This is a genomic window from Streptococcus oralis (assembly GCF_026782345.1).
In the GTDB taxonomy this organism is placed as follows: domain Bacteria; phylum Bacillota; class Bacilli; order Lactobacillales; family Streptococcaceae; genus Streptococcus; species Streptococcus oralis_CK.
Genome location: NZ_JAKUWI010000001.1, coordinates 1,098,388 through 1,116,684, shown reverse-complemented (window position 1 = coordinate 1,116,684; position 18,297 = coordinate 1,098,388). Strand labels below are relative to the sequence as shown.

Here is an 18,297-nt window from a genome sequence, read left to right as displayed (position 1 = left end):
GCTTTTTATGTATGTCGTAATCTGTTATTTTCTTACTTCTTGTTTATAAAACTCTTTAAGGGCATCTTGCCAGGTTGGAATGACGAAACCTGTCGCCTTCGCTTTGGCTAAACTCATGGTTGAGTTGAGGGGACGTTTAGCCTTAGCAGGGAACTTGCTGGAGTCTACTGGTACTACTTCAACATCACTGTCCTTAAGAATTTCGACAGCAAAGTCATACCAAGTGGTATCTTCAGTGGAGTCATTTGATAAGTGGTAGTAGCCAAATTCTTTTTGATTTTCAGTCAAGTAGGTCATGAACTCAGCCAAGGTACGTGTCCAGGTTGGGCGACCGTGTTGGTCGTTAACTACAGTGAGAGTTTTATGGGTTTTGGCAAGATTTTTCATGGTAAAGACAAAGTTTTTGCCATAATTTCCAAAGACCCAAGCAGTGCGGATGATGTAATGTTGTGACGTAAGATTTTCAACGAGTTCTTCACCCATTCGCTTGGTACGCCCGTACTCTGTCTGCGGATCGGGTAGGTCACCGACTTCCCATTCTTGTCCGACGGGTTTCTTCCCATCAAAGACATAGTCTGTCGAGATATAGACAAGGGTAGCTCCGTATTTCTCAGAGGCCTTGGCTACATTTTCCGTTCCAGTTACGTTTATGGCAAAATCCAGTTCTTTCCCCTCGTCTTCAGCCGCATCCACAGCAGTGTAGGCTGCACAATGATAGACTAGAGTTGGCTTGACCTCAGCAAAGACTTTCTCAACCATTTCAGCATTAGTGATATCCATTTCGGCCACATCCACTGCAACATAGTCCACATTTCGTTCATCTAGTAAATAACGTAGTTCGGTACCGAGCTGACCATTCGCACCTGTAATTAATATCATTGTCTCCTCCTCAGCTTTTCTTCTATGTTAATCATAGCAAAAAAATGATAAAAAATCTGATTTTTACCTTTGGTTTGACCGTTTGTATTTTGGAAATCGTAAGTTATACAAATTGGAATTTAATACTATGGCTATCTATCAAAAAAATTTTTTCAGAAAATGCTAAAATCATTCAAAAATTCTGAAAATTCTGTTGACAACTTTCTGAAAAGGGTCTATAATGGGATGTAAATTTTAAAGGAGAAAATGATGAAAAGTTCAAAATTACTTGCCCTTGCGGGTGTGACATTATTGGCAGCTGGTACTCTGGCTGCGTGCTCTGGATCAAGTTCAAGTGCTAAAGGTGAGAAGACATTCTCATACATCTATGAAACGGATCCTGATAACCTAAACTATTTGACAACTAATAAAGCGGCTACAGCAAATATTACGAGCAATGTTATCGATGGCTTGCTCGAAAATGACCGCTATGGTAACTTTGTGCCATCTATGGCTGAGGATTGGTCTGTATCTAAGGATGGCTTGACTTACACATATACGCTTCGTAAGGATGCAAAATGGTATACCTCTGAGGGTGAGGAATACGCAGAAGTCAAAGCTCAAGACTTTGTAACAGGACTTAAATATGCTGCTGATAAAAAATCTGATGGTCTTTATTTAGTTCAAGAATCAATCAAAGGATTGGACGCCTATGTTAAAGGAGAGATTACAGACTTCTCTCAAGTAGGAATCAAGGCTCTTGATGATTATACAGTTCAGTACACATTGAACAAGCCAGAAAGCTTCTGGAATTCTAAGACAACGATGGGAGTTTTGGCCCCAGTAAATGAAGAGTTCTTGAACTCTAAAGGGGATGACTTCGCTAAGGGAACTGATTCAAGCAGTATTCTCTACAATGGTCCATTCTTACTCAAATCAATTGTAGCTAAATCTTCTGTCGAATTTGCGAAAAATCCTAACTACTGGGATAAGGACAATGTCCATATCGATAAGGTTAAATTATCATTCTGGGATGGACAAGATACCAACAAACCAACTGAAGCTTTCAAAGACGGTAGCTTTACAATGGCTCGTCTCTTCCCAACAAGCGCTAGCTACACAGAGACTGAAAAGGCATTTAAAGACAATATTGTTTATACACAACAAGACTCTACTACTTATTTAGTAGGTACGAATATTGATCGCCAGTCTTATAAGTACACTTCTAAGACAACGGATGAAGAAAAAACATCAACCAAGAAAGCTCTTCTAAACAAGGACTTCCGTCAAGCTCTTGCTTTTGGTTTCGATAGAACGGCTTATGCTTCTCAAGTAAATGGTGCAAGCGGGGCAACTAAACTGCTTCGTAACTTGTTTGTTCCTCCTACATTTGTACAGGCAGATGGAAAGAACTTTGGCGAAATGGTCAAAGAAAAATTGGTGACTTATGGTGACGAGTGGAGCAACGTGAACTTAGATGATGCTCAAGATGGACTCTACAACCCAGATAAGGCCAAAGCAGAGTTTGCTAAAGCTAAGGCGGCCCTTCAAGCGGAAGGTGTGAAATTCCCAATCCACTTGGATATGCCTGTAGATCAAACCAATACAACAAAAGTTCAACGTGTCCAATCTTTTAAACAGTCAGTTGAAGAAAACTTAGGATCTGATAATGTGGTTGTCGATATCCAACAACTTCAAAAAGACGATGTCTTGAACATCACTTACTTTGCTGAAACTGCGGCTGGAGAAGACTGGGATATCTCAGATAACGTTGGTTGGTCTCCAGACTTTGCAGACCCTTCTACCTACCTTGATATTATCAAACCATCTGTAGGGGAAAATACAAAGACTTACCTAGGATTTGACTCAGGAACAAACAACGCTGCTGCCAAGCAAGTTGGTTTGGAAGACTACGAAAAAATGGTTGTGGAAGCTGGGGAAGAAACTACTGACGTTTCAAAACGTTATGAAAAATATGCTGCTGCCCAAGCTTGGTTGACAGACAGTGCCTTGCTCATCCCAACAACTTCTCAAACTGGTCGTCCAATGTTGTCTAAGATGGTACCATTTACACTTCCGTTTGCATACTCTGGTAACAAGGGTATGAGCGAAGCCCTCTTGTATAAATACCTAGATGTACAAGATAAGGCGGTAACAACAGAAGAGTACCAAAAAGCTCAAGAAAACTGGTTGAAAGAAAAAGAAGAGTCTAATAAGAAGGCTCAAGAAGACCTCGCAAACCATGTGAAATAAATTTTACAGGATATGAGAAAGGATTTAGTATTCCTCTTGGATGCTAAGTCCTTTTTATATCTTTAAAGCGAGCTTTTAAATTTGGGGTGTCTTGAGAAATTTTTGCGAATTTTCCTTTTTCCTATTGCTTTCTTAGATATTATTTGTTATATTAAAAGTATAATTATTTTTTTATTTATGACAGTTAAGCACGGTACTTTCAGAGAAAGGAGTATTTTTAAAAAAAGAAATGTAAACGCTTACTGTTAAGTGAAAGGATTAAGGAGTTTATGGATAAACAATTTTTTGAAAAACGCTGTAAGTTTAGTATTCGTAAGTTTACGCTTGGAGTAGCTTCGGTGATGATTGGAGCGACTTTCTTTGCGACTGCCCCAGTATTGGCTGATCAAGCAAGGGTTGGTTCAACAGATAATTTGCCAAGTGAACTAGCTGATTTGGATAAGAAGGCTAGTGATGCGGGGCACGATTTTGACAAGGAAGCCGCCGCTCAGAATCCTGGTTCGGCTGAAACTACTGAAGGCTCTCAAACAGAAGAAGAGTTGTTGGCTCAAGAAAAAGAAAAGTCTGAAAAGCCAAGCAATTTGCCAAAAGAATTAGAAGATAAGTTGGAGAAAGCTGAAGACAATGGGCGCGAAGTTGACAAGGATCAGTTGGCCCAAGATACTGGGAAGCTCGTCCCAGAAGATGTGGCTAAGACTACCAATGGGGAATTAAACTACGGCGCGACTGTTAAGATTAAGACGCCATCAGGAGAAGGTAGCGGTATTGTCGTTGCTAAAGACCTTGTTTTGACGGTTTCTCATAACTTTATCAAGGACAGCCAAGACGGTAATATCCGTAAGGTTGTGGACAATGATCAAGGGGATGGAGATATCTATAGCATCTCATATCCGGGATTGCCAGATGTCAAGTTTAGCAAGAAAGATATTATTCATTGGGATCGTGAAGGCTATCTGAAGGGCTTCAAAAATGATTTGGCCCTAGTGAGATTGCGTACAGTTCTAGAAAATACGCCTGTTGAAGTAACTAAAAAACCAGTTGTTAAGAAAATTGGAGATAAACTCCATGTCTTTGGTTATCCAGAAGGGAAATTGAATCCGATTGTCAATACTACAGTTGATTTTGCGGAATCATACGGAGAGGGTGTCCAAGGGATTGGTTACCAAGGAGGAAAACCGGGTGCTAGTGGCGGCGGTATCTTTGATACAGAAGGCAAACTAGTCGGTGTTCATCAAAATGGTGTAGTTGGAAAACGGAGCGGAGGCATTCTCTTCTCACCAGCTCAACTAAAATGGATCCAGGACCACATGCAGGGAATTTCAAGTGTGAAACCAGCAGACTTGGAAGAGAAAGAAAAACCGGCTGAAGAAAAACCAAAAGAGGATAAACCTGCAGCTGCTAAACCTGAAACCCCTAAGACAGTAACCCCTGAATGGCAAACGGTAGCAAAAAAAGAACAGCAGGGAACAGTTACTGTTCGTGAAGAAAAGGGTGTCCGCTACAATCAATTGTCTTCAACTGCACAGAACGACAATGGCGATAAACCAGCCTTGTTTGAAAAACAAGGATTGACAGTTGACGCTAATGGAAATGCGACGGTTGATTTAACCTTCAAAGATGATTCTGAAAAGGGCAAATCACGCTTTGGTGTCTTCTTGAAATTTAAAGATACCAAGAACAATGTTTTTGTTGGTTATGACAAAGATGGCTGGTTCTGGGAGTATAAATCTCCAACCGATAGCACCTGGTATAAGGGGGGCCGTGTAGCAGCGCCTGAGACAGGATCAATTAACCGCCTATCAATTACCCTCAAGTCAGATGGACAACTCAATGCAACGAATAATGATGAGAAACTCTTTGATACGGTCACTTTGCCAGCAGCTGTTAATGAAACTCTCAAAAATGAGAAGAAAATCGTCCTAAAAGCTGGTTCCTATGGCAATGAGCGTACAGTTGTCAGCGTTAAAACAGACAATCAAGAAGGTGTAAAAGCAGATGATACTCCTGCCCAGAAAGAAACAGGTCCAGTTGTTGACGATAGCAAGGTGACTTATGATACGATCCAGTCCAAGGTCCTCAAGGCAGTGATTGACCAAGCCTTCCCTCGTGTCAAAGAATACACGCTGAATGGTCATACTTTGCCAGGACAGGTGCAACAGTTCAATAAAGTATTTATCAACAAACACGAAGTCACCCCTGAAGTTACCTACAAAAAAATCAATGAGACAACAGCAGAGTACTTGATGAAGCTTCGCGATGATGCTAATCTTATCAATGCGGAAATGACAGTACGCTTGCAAGTTGTGGACAATCAATTGCACTTTGATGTGACCAAGATTGTCAACCACAATCAAGTCACTCCAGGTCAAAAGATTGATGACGAAAGAAAATTGCTTTCCACGATTAGTTTCCTTGGTAATGCTTTAGTCTCTGTTTCGAGTGATCAAGCTGGTGCTAAGTTTGATGGGGCAACCATGTCAAACAATACCCATGTTAGCGGAGATGATCATATCGATGTAACCAATCCAATGAAGGATTTGGCTAAGGGTTACATGTATGGATTTGTTTCTACAGATAAGCTTGCTGCAGGTGTTTGGAGCAACTCTCAAAACAGCTACGGTGGAGGTTCTTATGACTGGACTCGTTTGACAGCCTATAAAGAAACAGTTGGAAATGCCAACTATGTCGGAATTCATAGCTCTGAATGGCAATGGGAAAAAGCTTATAAGGGCATTGTTTTCCCAGAATACACCAAGGAACTTCCAAGTGCCAAGGTTGTTATCACCGAAGATGCCAATGCTGACAACAAAGTCGACTGGCAAGATGGTGCCATTGCTTATCGAAGCATTATGAACAACCCTCAAGGTTGGGAAAAAGTTAAGGATATTACAGCTTATCGTATCGCGATGAACTTTGGTTCTCAAGCACAAAACCCATTCCTTATGACCTTGGATGGTATCAAGAAGATCAATCTCCACACAGATGGTCTTGGACAGGGGGTTCTCCTTAAAGGTTATGGTAGTGAAGGTCACGACTCTGGACACTTGAACTATGCTGATATTGGTAAACGTATTGGTGGTGTCGAAGACTTCAAGACCTTGATTGAAAAAGCGAAGAAATATGGAGCTCATCTAGGTATCCACGTGAACGCTTCTGAGACCTATCCTGAGTCTAAATACTTTAATGAAAATATTCTTCGTAAGAATCCAGATGGAAGCTACAGCTATGGTTGGAATTGGCTAGACCAAGGTATCAACATCGATGCTGCTTATGACTTGGCGCATGGACGCTTGGCTCGCTGGGAAGACTTGAAGAAAAAACTTGGTGACGGTCTCGACTTTATCTATGTGGACGTTTGGGGCAATGGCCAATCAGGTGATAATGGTGCCTGGGCTACTCACGTTCTTGCTAAAGAAATTAACAAACAAGGCTGGCGCTTTGCGATCGAGTGGGGCCATGGTGGTGAATACGACTCTACCTTCCAACACTGGGCAGCTGACTTGACCTATGGTGGCTATACTAATAAAGGTATCAACAGCGCCATCACACGCTTTATCCGCAACCACCAAAAAGATTCTTGGGTTGGGGACTACAGAAGTTATGGTGGTGCAGCCAACTATCCACTTCTAGGTGGCTACAGCATGAAAGACTTTGAAGGCTGGCAAGGAAGAAGTGACTACAATGGCTACGTGACTAACCTCTTTGCCCATGACGTCATGACTAAGTACTTCCAACACTTCACTGTAAGTAAATGGGAAAATGGTACGCCAGTTACCATGACCGATAATGGTAGCACCTATAAATGGACTCCAGAAATGAAGGTTGAGCTAGTCGATGCAGCAGGTAACAAGGTTGTTGTGACTCGTAAGTCAAATGATGTCAATAGCCCGCAATATCGCGAACGTACAGTAACGCTCAATGGACGTGTCATCCAAGATGGCTCAGCTTACTTGACTCCTTGGAACTGGGATGCGAATGGTAAGAAACTTCCTACTGATAAGGAAAAAATGTACTACTTCAATACGCAGGCCGGTGCAACAACTTGGACACTTCCGAGCGATTGGGCAAATAGTAAGGTTTACCTTTACAAGCTAACTGACCAAGGTAAAACAGAAGATCAAGAACTAACTGTAAAAGATGGCAAGATTACCCTAGACCTTCTAGCAAATCAACCATACGTTCTCTACCGTTCAAAACAAACCAATCCTGAAATGTCATGGAGCGAAGGCATGCACATCTATGACCAAGGATTTAACAGTGGAACCTTGAAACACTGGACCATTTCTGGTGATGCTTCCAAGGCAGAAATTGTCAAATCACAAGGCGCAAATGAAATGCTTCGTATCCAAGGCAATAAGAGCAAGGTCAGTCTTACTCAGAAACTGACTGGCTTGAAACCAAATACCAAGTATGCGGTTTATGTTGGTGTCGATAACCGTAGTAATGCTAAGGCAAGTATCACAGTGAATACTGGCGAGAAAGAAGTGACTACTTATACCAATAAGTCACTCGCTCTCAACTATATCAAAGCTTATGCTCATAACAATCGTCGTGAAAATGCTACAGTTGACGATACAAGTTACTTCCAAAACATGTATGCCTTCTTTACAACTGGATCAGACGTATTAAACGTTACTCTTACTTTGAGTCGTGAAGCTGGTGATGAAGCAACTTACTTTGATGAAATTCGTACCTTTGAAAATAATTCAAGCATGTACGGGGACAAGCACGATACAGGTCAAGGAACCTTCAAGCAAGACTTTGAAAATGTTGCTCAGGGTATCTTCCCATTCGTAGTGGGCGGTGTCGAAGGTGTTGAAGACAACCGCACTCACTTGTCTGAAAAGCATGATCCATATACACAACGTGGTTGGAACGGTAAGAAAGTTGATGATGTTATCGATGGAAATTGGTCACTCAAGACCAATGGACTGGTTAGCCGTCGTAACTTGGTTTACCAAACCATCCCACAAAACTTCCGCTTTGAAGCTGGTAAGACCTACCGTGTAACCTTTGAATACGAAGCTGGATCAGACAATACCTATGCTTTTGTAGTTGGTAAGGGAGAATTCCAGTCAGGTCGTCGTGGTACTCAAGCAAGCAACTTGGAAATGCATGAATTGCCAAATACTTGGACGGATTCTAAGAAAGCCAAGAAGGCAACCTTCCTTGTGACAGGTGCAGAAACAGGCGATACTTGGGTAGGTATCTACTCAACTGGAAACGCAAGCAATACTCGTGGAGATTCTGGCGGAAATGCCAACTTCCGTGGTTACAACGACTTCATGATGGACAATCTTCACATCGAGGAAATTACCCTAACAGGTAAGATGTTGACAGAAAATGCTCTGAAGAACTACTTGCCAACGGTTGCCATGACCAACTATACGAAAGAGTCTATGGACGCCTTGAAAGAAGCAGTCTTTAATCTCAGTCAGGCCGATGATGATATCAGTGTTGAAGATGCGCGTGCAGAAATTGCCAAGATTGAAGCTCTGAAGAATGCTTTGGTTCAGAAGAAGACAGCCTTGGTAGCAGAAGACTTTGAAAGTTTGGATGCGCCAGCTCAACCAGGTGAAGGTATTGAGAATGCCTTTGATGGCAATGTGTCTAGTCTATGGCATACATCTTGGAATGGTGGAGATGTAGGCAAGCCTGCAACCATGGTCTTGAAAGAACCAACTGAAATCACTGGACTTCGCTATGTTCCACGTGGATCAGGTTCAAATGGTAACTTGCGTGATGTGAAACTGGTTGTCACAGATGAGTCTGGTAAAGAACATACCTTCACCGTGACAGATTGGCCAGATAACAACAAGCCAAAAGACATTGACTTTGGCAAGACAATCAAGGCTAAGAAAATTGTCCTTACAGGTACCAAGACTTACGGAGATGGTGGCGATAAATACCAATCTGCAGCGGAACTCATCTTTACCCGTCCACAGGTAGCAGAAACACAGCTTGACATGTCTGGCTATGAAGCAGCTTTGGCTAAGGCGCAGAAATTAACAGACAAGGACAATCAAGAGGAAGTGGCTAGCGTTCAGGCGAGCATGAAATATGCGACGGATAACCATCTCTTGACGGAAAGAATGGTGGCCTACTTCGCAGACTATCTCAACCAATTAAAAGATTCTGCTACGAAACCAGACGCTCCAACAAGTAGCAAGGGGGAAGAACAACCACCAGTTCTTGATGTACCTGAGTTCAAAGGCGGCGTCAATGCAGCAGAAGCAGCTGTCAATGAAGCCCCAGAGTTTAAGGGCGGTGTTAATGCAGCAGAAGCAGCTGTCAATGAGGCCCCAGAATACAAAGGTGGCATCAATGCAGCAGAAGCAGCTGTACATGAAGTTCCTGAGTTCAAGGGAGGAGTTAATGCGGCAGAGGCAGCTGTACATGAAGTCCCTGAGTTCAAGGGTGGGGTTAATGCAGTTGAAGCAGCTGTCAATGAAGCCCCAGAGTTTAAGGGCGGCGTCAATGCGGTTCAAGCCTTGGTAAACGAGAAACCAGCCTACACAGGTGTATTGGCTACCGCTGGAGATCAAGCAGCTCCAACAGTTGAAAAACCTGAGTACCCGCTCACTCCAAGCCCAGTATCTGATACCCAAACTCTGGAAGATAAAGAAGAGAAACTTCCTGCTACAGGAGAACATGGTTCAGAAGCTGCCCTCTTCTTAGCAAGTGTGAGTATCGCTTTATCTGCTGCGGTCCTTGCGTCAAAACGTAAAGAAGATTAATGGGATTTGATTTCAGCTGTTCAAAGCAACTCGAATCAAAAAGGAACAAACAGCCGGAGAGGATCTCTTGGTTCTCTCCTTTTTCAAAGGAGAAATGATACCGCTTACTCATGTATGCGGATGAAAGGAATAGGAGAAAGATGGATAGACATTTTTTTGAGAAACGCTGTCACTATAGTATAAGAAAATTTGCAATCGGTGCAGCCTCCGTTATGATTGGTGCTAGTATCTTTGGCGCCAATATGGTTCAGGCGGCAGAAACAGCAACACCTTCAGAGACAGAGGGAAGTATTACTCATGTTGAGGCCCTAGATAAGTTACCAGATGATTTAGCCGCTGCGCTTGAAAAGGCGGATGCAGAAGCTGCAACAGAAGCAAGCCATGAAGAAACTCCAGCGACTGATGAGGGAACCAATCCTGCAGCAAGTGAAGAGGCAAAACCAGAGACAAGTCCTAAGCCAGCAGAAACGCCGAAACCGGTTGAAACACCAAAGGCAGACAATCAACCTGCGGAAACCACTACACCAGCAGAAAAACCGGCTGAAAAGACAATCGAAGATAGAGAAGATGTCAACCATCTCGAGGGTGCTACTGCCCAGGCGAGCAACCATGAGACTGGGACAAACTTTACTGCAGATAAGGCCATTGATGGAGATGACAATACTCGTTGGGCAACAGATAGAGATGTACCAAAACCAACCTTCGAATTAACTCTTCCAAAAACTACTCTCATCAAGCATGTAGAAATTGACTGGGATCGTCGTCTTCGTAATGGGCAAAATGACCCAAATATCAAATCTTGGAGTCTCTACTACGCAGGTCAAGAAGATGTGGGGGCTAACGGAGAAAAACAATGGAAACTCGCTCATACCAAAACCGGAGAACCTGTTTTAGACGAGAAAGTTGACCTAGCTGACAGTATCCAAGCTAAGTACCTCAAATTGGAGGTCAATGATTACCAAGCTGGCACAATGGGTTGGAGAAATGTTGGAATCCAAGAAATTCGAGCTTATTCAAACGTTCCGGACCATAGTAAGGTAACGGATATCCGCCAAGTAACCGAACTAACAGTAGCAGAAGACGGACAGTCGCTTGTTCTACCAACTTTACCAGGGAAAGTTAGCCTTATAGGAAGCAACAAGCAAGGTGTGATTGACCTTCAAAATCGTATCCATAAACCTCTGACAGATCAACGCGTTAAGGTTATGGTGCAGCAAATCAAAGACAGCCATAGCCATACTTTTACAAAAGAGTTTGAAGTAGTCATCAAGGGCCTACATCAGGACGAAGGTGTGGGTGTGAAACCAAAAGTAGCACCAGCTGTTCAACAATGGTATGGGAAAGAAGGCCAATCTTCTATCACTTCAGATACAGTCCTTGCGACAGGAGATTCTGGCTTTGATCAGGCTGCAACCTTCTACCAGTCAGACCTTGCTAGCCGTGGATTAGAACTTGCAACAGGTGACAAACAGGCTCAAAAACGAATCGAGTTTAAAAAGGTTGAAAACAAAGGTTATGGCAAGGAAGGCTATGGCATCACTATCCAAGATGATGTGATTACCATTGAAGCTGCCACAAACACAGGAGCCTTCTACGCCACTCGGACTCTTCTTCAAATGGGAGAAAGTAACCTCCAAAATGGCGAAATTCGTGATTTCCCAAGTTTCAGCCACCGTGGCTTTATGCTGGATACAGGTCGTAAATTTATCCCTTATGACACCCTTGTAGACATCATGCTCAACATGGCTTACTACAAGATGAACGACTTGCAGTTGCACCTCAACGATAACTATATCTTCCTCAAGGAACACTTGGCAGGTAAGAATTTAAGTCCAGAAGAACAACTCAAGTATGTACTTGAACACGCTAAGACTGGTTTCCGTGTGGAGACAGATATTGTTGGTAAGAATGGTCAAAAATTGACATCAGATGAGCATTATACCAAGGAAGAAATGCAAAATCTGATTAAACTTGCCAAGGCCTTGCATATCAACCTAGTGCCAGAAATTGACACACCAGGTCACGCCTTGTCCTTTGTCAAAGTCCGCCCAGACCTCATGTATCAAGGTAGTTTGAGTGATTATGCTGGCAAACACAATGTTGAACGTGTTGCCATGCTCGATCTAGACAATAAATACGAAGAAACTCTTAAATTTGTCAAATCAGTTTATGACAAACTCCTCGATGGTCCAGATGCACCGCTTCATGGTGTGTCCACTGTTCATATCGGAACGGATGAATACTATGGTAGCAGAGAAAGCTATCGTCGCTATGTCAATGACCTTATCAAATACATTAAAGGAAAAGGTTATACCCCTCGTATTTGGGGCTCACTCAGTGCGAAACGTGGGAACACTCCTGTTGATTGGAACGGAGTAGAAGTTGATATCTGGAGTATCGGATGGCAACGACCAAATGAAGCCATTGCTCAGGGAGCTAAAATTATCAACATCACAGATGTACCGACCTATAGTGTGCCAAGTGGAAGCAATAGTCAAGCAGCCTACGGGGACTATGCTAACTACGAACGTCAGTACAATAGCTGGACACCGAATGATTTTAGAACAGGTGGAGGTCCACTTCTACCAGCTTCTCATCCAAGTATCCTTGGTGGTGGTCACGCAGTTTGGAATGATAATATCGACCTTCATGAGACCGGTTTGACCTCTTATGACATCTTCAAACGCTTCTTCAAGAGCATGCAAACCACTGCAGAACGAACCTGGGGATCTGACCGTGCAGCTGCGACCTTTGCAGAACGCACCCTACCAACGAGCCCTTATGCGCCACAGTCAAATCCTGATAAAGAGATTGATCAAAGCGACTTGTTTACCATCAATTCTGAAACAGTCAAGAACTATGCAAGCAAGAAGGTGAAGGCAAGCGAACAGGGATTGGCTTTTGAGAAAGATAGCAGTATCGAAGGTTTGGCTGGCGATGTTGGTCCAAGTCACGTCTTGAAGTTTGATGTAACTGTCACTGGAGACGGGGAACAAACCTTCTCAACAAGTGGGGACAATCGTATCTATCTAGCTGATAAAGACGGTTATCTTGCTTACCAGTTTGAACAGTTCCATATCCAATTCAATAAAAAACTTGAAAAGAACAAACGTTATAAAATCTCTATCGTGACCAAACCACAATCAACCGAAGTCTATGTGGATGGTGAAAAGATTGAGCGTATTGCAAATCCAGCCCACCCTCGCTTTGCCCACAATAGCTTGGTACTACCGCTTGAAAGTATCGGTGGTTTCAAAGGAATCTTGCATAGCGCAGAGTTGTCAGACAAACCATTTGTAAATCCTCGCTTGATTTCAAATGATAAGATTACAGCAACCGCAAGCAGTCAGCAACTTCCAGGAAACGCGACTGAAGGCGCTGTTGAAAAGGCCTTTGACAATGATCCAAATACCTTCTGGCATACTAAGTGGACTGGTGACACTGCGCCATACACCCTTACTATGACCTTGAAAGAAGCAGAAAAAGTCAATGGCTTGACCTATCTCCCACGCCCAGGTGGTGGAAATGGTGTTGTGACACGCTACGAAATCTACGCACAAAAAGATGGCCAAATGGTCAAGGTTTCAGAAGGAAACTGGGACAACAACGCCCAAGAAAAAACAGTCAACTTTGCGGCGGTGCATACCAACAAGATTGAGTTGAAAGTATTGGAAGGCGTTGGTGGCTTTGCAAGTGCAGCTGAAGTTCATCTATTGAAACCTGTTAAAAAAGAGCAAGAAACGCCTGCACCAAGTCAACCAGAAAAACCAACTACACCTGAAAAACCAAAAGTAGACCAAACCGGTGATGGAACAGTTGAATTGGCAGATCAATTCACTGCAAGTAAACCAGCTAGCGAAGACAGCATTGCAGCTGCTAGCAAGAGCGCAGACTATCTCAAGAAAGAGTACAAGGTCTTCCCAACGCCACAAAAAGTGACTTATGGAGAAGGAGTCACAGCCCTTCGTAAGCAAGTCAATCTGGTCATGGGCGATCAACTCGATATCTATACTCGCAATCGCTTGAAGAGTGTCTTGCAGGACAATCAAGTATCTTATACAACTGGTAAGGCAGCAATCGCTGGCGCAACTAATATCTATCTTGGGGTGCATGGACAAGGCTCACAAGCAGAGCAAAACTTGTCCAATGTTTCAGCAGGTCTCTTTGACAAGATTGACGCCTATGTCTTGAGCATCAAGGATAACTCGATTTCCATCGTCGGAAAAGACACTGATGCAGTTTTCTATGGTTTGACAACCTTGAAACACATGCTCAAGGAAAGCCAAGTGCCAGTCCTTCGTAATGTGACAGTAGAAGATTACGCAGAGCTCAAGAACCGTGGTTTCATCGAAGGTTACTATGGAAATCCATGGTCGAATGCCGATCGTGCAGAGCTCATGCGTTTTGGTGGCGATTTGAAATTGAACCAATACTTCTTTGCACCAAAAGATGATCCGTACCACAACAAGAAATGGCGAGAACTCTATCCAGAAGAAAAACTAGCTGAAATCCGTGAACTTGCTCGTGTCGGAAATCAAAGTAAAACACGCTATGTCTGGACTATCCATCCATTCATGAACAACCGCATCCGCTTTGGCAATGAAGCGCATTACCAAGAAGATTTGGCAACCATCAAGGCTAAATTTACCCAGTTGATGAAAGTGGGTGTCCGCGAATTTGGTATCCTTGCAGATGATGCTCCAAGCCCAGTCGGAGGCTACAATAGCTACAACCGCTTGATGCAAGATATGACCAAGTGGTTGACTGAAATGCAGGGAACTTACAGTGGTCTTCGCAAAGAAATGATCTTTGTTCCTGGCCAGTATTGGGGTAATGGACGTGAGGACGAATTGAAATCCCTCAATGAAAATCTCCCAAGATCAACATCCATGACCTTGACGGGTGGTAAGATTTGGGGTGAAGTCTCTGAAAGCTTCCTTTCAACTCTCAAGAACAATCTATCCGCAGGTGGCAAGACCTATCGCCCAGTTTCACTTTGGATTAACTGGCCTGTAACTGATAACTCTAAACAACACTTGATTCTAGGTGGTGGTGAGAAATTCCTTCATCCAAATGTGGATCCAAGTTTGCTATCTGGTATCATGTTGAACCCAATGCAACAGTCTGAACCATCTAAGATTGCCCTCTTTTCAGGAGCTCAATACTCATGGAAACAGTGGAAATCAGAAGAAGAAGCTAAGAAAATCAATGACATTGCCTTCAACTTTGTGGAAAATGGTCATTTTGAAGATAGCAAGGTATCAGCAGCCTTCCGCGAACTTGGTAAGCACATGATCAACCAAAACATGGATAATCGTGTCGTCAAACTGGAAGAATCTGTAGACTTGGCTCCAAAATTAACAGACTTCATGACCAAGCTCAAAGCAGGTCAGGATATGACTGCGGAACGTGCAGCCTTGCGAGCAGAATTTGCCAAGATTAAAGAAGCAGCTGAGCTCTATAAAGCATCAGGCGATAAAAAAATGGTTGCCCAAATCCACTATTGGTTGGATAATGCAATCGACCAAATGAATGCTCTTGATGCCTTCCTTACAGGAACTGAAGCCATGGCTACAAACGATGCAGCCAAACTTTGGGATAGCTACTATAAAGGTTTGAAATTGTACGAACAGTCTCAAACTCACACCTTCCATTATGTAGACCATATGGAAAAAGCTGAATTGGGTGTTCAACATATACGTCCATTTATCCTATCCTTGAAAGAAGTTCTAGCTTCTGAAGTTCAAAAAGTCTTGCATCCAGACCAAATCATCAGCACCTTTATCACCAATCGAACAGGTGTAGAAGGAGGTTTGGCAGAAGTAACGGATGGCGACTTGGCAACCCATGCGATTATTAAATCACCAAACAGTATCAAGACAGGTGATTATATTGGTATGAAGTTCAACAAGCCGGTAGCGATCCAAACCTTGACCTTTGCTATGGGGACGCAGGCAAATCCACGTGATACCTTTAGTAAGGCAGAAGTGCAGTATCAAGATGAAAATGATAACTGGGTAACTTTGAAAGAGCCAAGCTATGTCGGAAATGAATCCCTACTTAAGTTTGAAAATCTCACTATCAAGGCCAAGGCAGTTCGCATGATTGCGACAGCAGACCGCGAGAACACTTGGTTTGCAGTTCAGGAAATTGCAATCAACCGTTCAGTTGAAAAAGCTCGTAGCCAACAAGCAACGACAGTTAGTCTAAGCTCAAACTTAGTTTACAAACTAAATACCTCAGCCCGTCAAATCACTGATGGCAAGGACAATACAGAAGCCATGATGGCAAATGCTGACGGTAGCAATACGACACCAGTAGATGCCTGGGCACAACTTGACCTCGGTGAAGTCAAGTCAGTCACTAAAGTACGACTTCGCCAAGGAACGGGTGATAAGCTTGCTGCAGGTGTACTTGAGTATTCTACAGATGGAACGGCGTGGCAAGAGTTGGATCGCCTATCAGGAGAACAAACCAAGGAAGTGACCAGAGCGATCAATGCTCGTTACATCCGAGTACGCAATACCAAGGCACTCGACCTCTGGTGGCGTATCCAAGACTTCTCTGTTGAGACACGCTCTGGAAACAGTGAGTTAACAGACACCAACGTCGACGCCTTGAAGGAAACACCAGTAGTGGATAGCTTAGGCAGTTACGAGCTTCAAATTCCAGCTGGAACCAAACTTCCTGCTCATAGCTATCTAGGTATGAAGCTTGACCGTATCCATCAGATCAAGAGCATCCAGCTCCAAGGTCAGGCCAATCCAGCTCTTAGCCTAGAGTATTCTGCAAATGCGCAAGAATGGACGCCAGCTAGCCAGCTGACAGACAGATCTGTAGTGAGCCACTTGGTACGTTATGTTCGTCTGGTCAATAAAACAGATCAGGAACAAGCTGTGACAGCCACTTCTCTCCTTGTTACAACCAAAGAAGTGCAACCAACCAAACTAGAATCTACAACTATGGGCATTCATCCAACATACGGAAGCAATGATGTTCGTAAACTGAACAACCTAGATCAACTATTTGACGGTGTTTACAACAACTTCGTTGAGTTTTCAGACTACGCCCATAAAGACGGCCACGTAACCTTGAAACTTGGTAGCGAACGTACTATCAAGAAGATTAGAGCCTACATCCAAGACGGAACTCAAAACTACCTTCGTGATGGTAAGATCCAAGTCAGCCAAGACGGTAAAACTTGGACAGATGTCGTGACAGTAGGAGATGGTGTGGTCAATAGCCAACACGATGATTCATTGACAGATGGTTGGACACATGATTCTAAGATGCCAGGAAATCGCTACATCGAAGGAGAATTGGCGACACCAGTCAAAGCTAACTATCTCCGTGTCCTCTATACGGCAGACTATGATGCCCGGTTTGTAGGCTTTACAGAATTGGTCATCAACGATGGTGAGTTTGTCAAACCAATCAATGATCCAACAGTAGAAGGAAGTAGTGGAGAAAGCCAAGGCAACCTTTATAATAATCTTGTAGACGGCAAAGTCTTGACCAGCTACAAGTCTGAAAAAGATAAGGGCGAATTGGTGTATCACTTATCTGAACCAACCAAAGCCAACCACCTTCGTCTCGTTTCCAGTCTTCCTGAAGGAGCGCAAGCACGTGTTCTTGCTAGAACACTTAAGGATGGCCAAGACAGTTGGCTAGACCTCGGTGCCATTACATCTAGTCTCCAAACTTTTGCTATCCGAAATGGTGGCTCTCTTCTAGACGTCAAATTAGTCTGGGAAGGCGGCAAGGCTGAGTTTTATGAATTGGCGAGCTTCTATCAAGAATTAACAGAAGAAGCTGTTCAATCAAGCAAGGGCGAAGAACCAGCACCCGTTCTTGAGGTTCCTGAATTCACGGGTGGTGTCAATGCAACTGAGGCCTTGGTACATGAAGTACCAGCCTACACAGGCCCATTAGCAACAGTAGGTGACCAAACTGCTCCAACAGTAGAGAAACCTGAGTTTCAAGGTGGTGTCAATGCAGTTGAAGCCTTGGTACATGAGCTTCCAGAGTACACAGGCCCATTATCGACAGTAGGTGACCAACCAGCTCCGACAGTTGAGAAGCATGAGTTCCAGGGCGGTGTCAATGCAGTTGAAGCTTTGGTACATGAAGTACCAGAGTACACAGGCCCATTATCGACAGTAGGTAACCAAGCCGCTCCAACAGTAGAGAAACCTGAGTTTAAACTTAGCTCTTTAGCTTCCGATCAAGGTAAGATGCCAGATTATAAGCAAGAAATAGCTAGACCAGAAACAGCTGAACAAAGCTTGCCAGCAACTGGTGAAAGTCAATCTGACACAGCCCTCTTCCTAGCAGGTGTTAGCCTAGCCCTATCTGCTCTCTTTGTAGCAAAAACAAAGAAAGACTAGTATTTAGTAAAATCTCTTAACAAGATTACGAACTCAGTTTCTTATCTTTCTCAATGAGGTTT

The 18,297-nt window shown here is 43.4% G+C and carries 4 protein-coding genes; 3 read left to right on the top strand and 1 reads right to left on the bottom strand.

All coding sequences use genetic code 11. From position 1 onward, the window contains the following. Window positions 1-24: 24 nt before the first annotated feature. Window positions 25-879 carry a dTDP-4-dehydrorhamnose reductase gene (gene rfbD, locus MK405_RS05460; RefSeq protein WP_084852694.1) on the bottom strand — a complete coding sequence of 285 codons (855 nt, stop codon included), beginning with the start codon at window positions 877-879 and terminating at the stop codon, window positions 25-27. A 249-nt stretch (window positions 880-1,128) separates the two neighbouring features. Between rfbD and MK405_RS05455 the strand changes: the two genes are divergently transcribed. From MK405_RS05455 to MK405_RS05445, 3 genes are all read left to right on the top strand, one after another. Further along, window positions 1,129-3,111 (top strand): peptide ABC transporter substrate-binding protein, encoded by a 1,983-nt coding sequence (locus MK405_RS05455; protein WP_084872514.1) that lies wholly within the window; start codon window positions 1,129-1,131, stop codon window positions 3,109-3,111. A 269-nt stretch (window positions 3,112-3,380) separates the two neighbouring features. After that, entirely contained in the window at window positions 3,381-9,848 is a 6,468-nt protein-coding gene (locus tag MK405_RS05450; protein WP_268704519.1) for a SpGH101 family endo-alpha-N-acetylgalactosaminidase, read from the top strand. Between the two features lie 140 nt (window positions 9,849-9,988). Then, window positions 9,989-18,235, top strand: a complete 8,247-nt coding sequence (locus tag MK405_RS05445; RefSeq protein WP_268704518.1) for an SIALI-17 repeat-containing surface protein — start codon at window positions 9,989-9,991, stop codon at window positions 18,233-18,235. Window positions 18,236-18,297 lie beyond the last annotated feature (62 nt).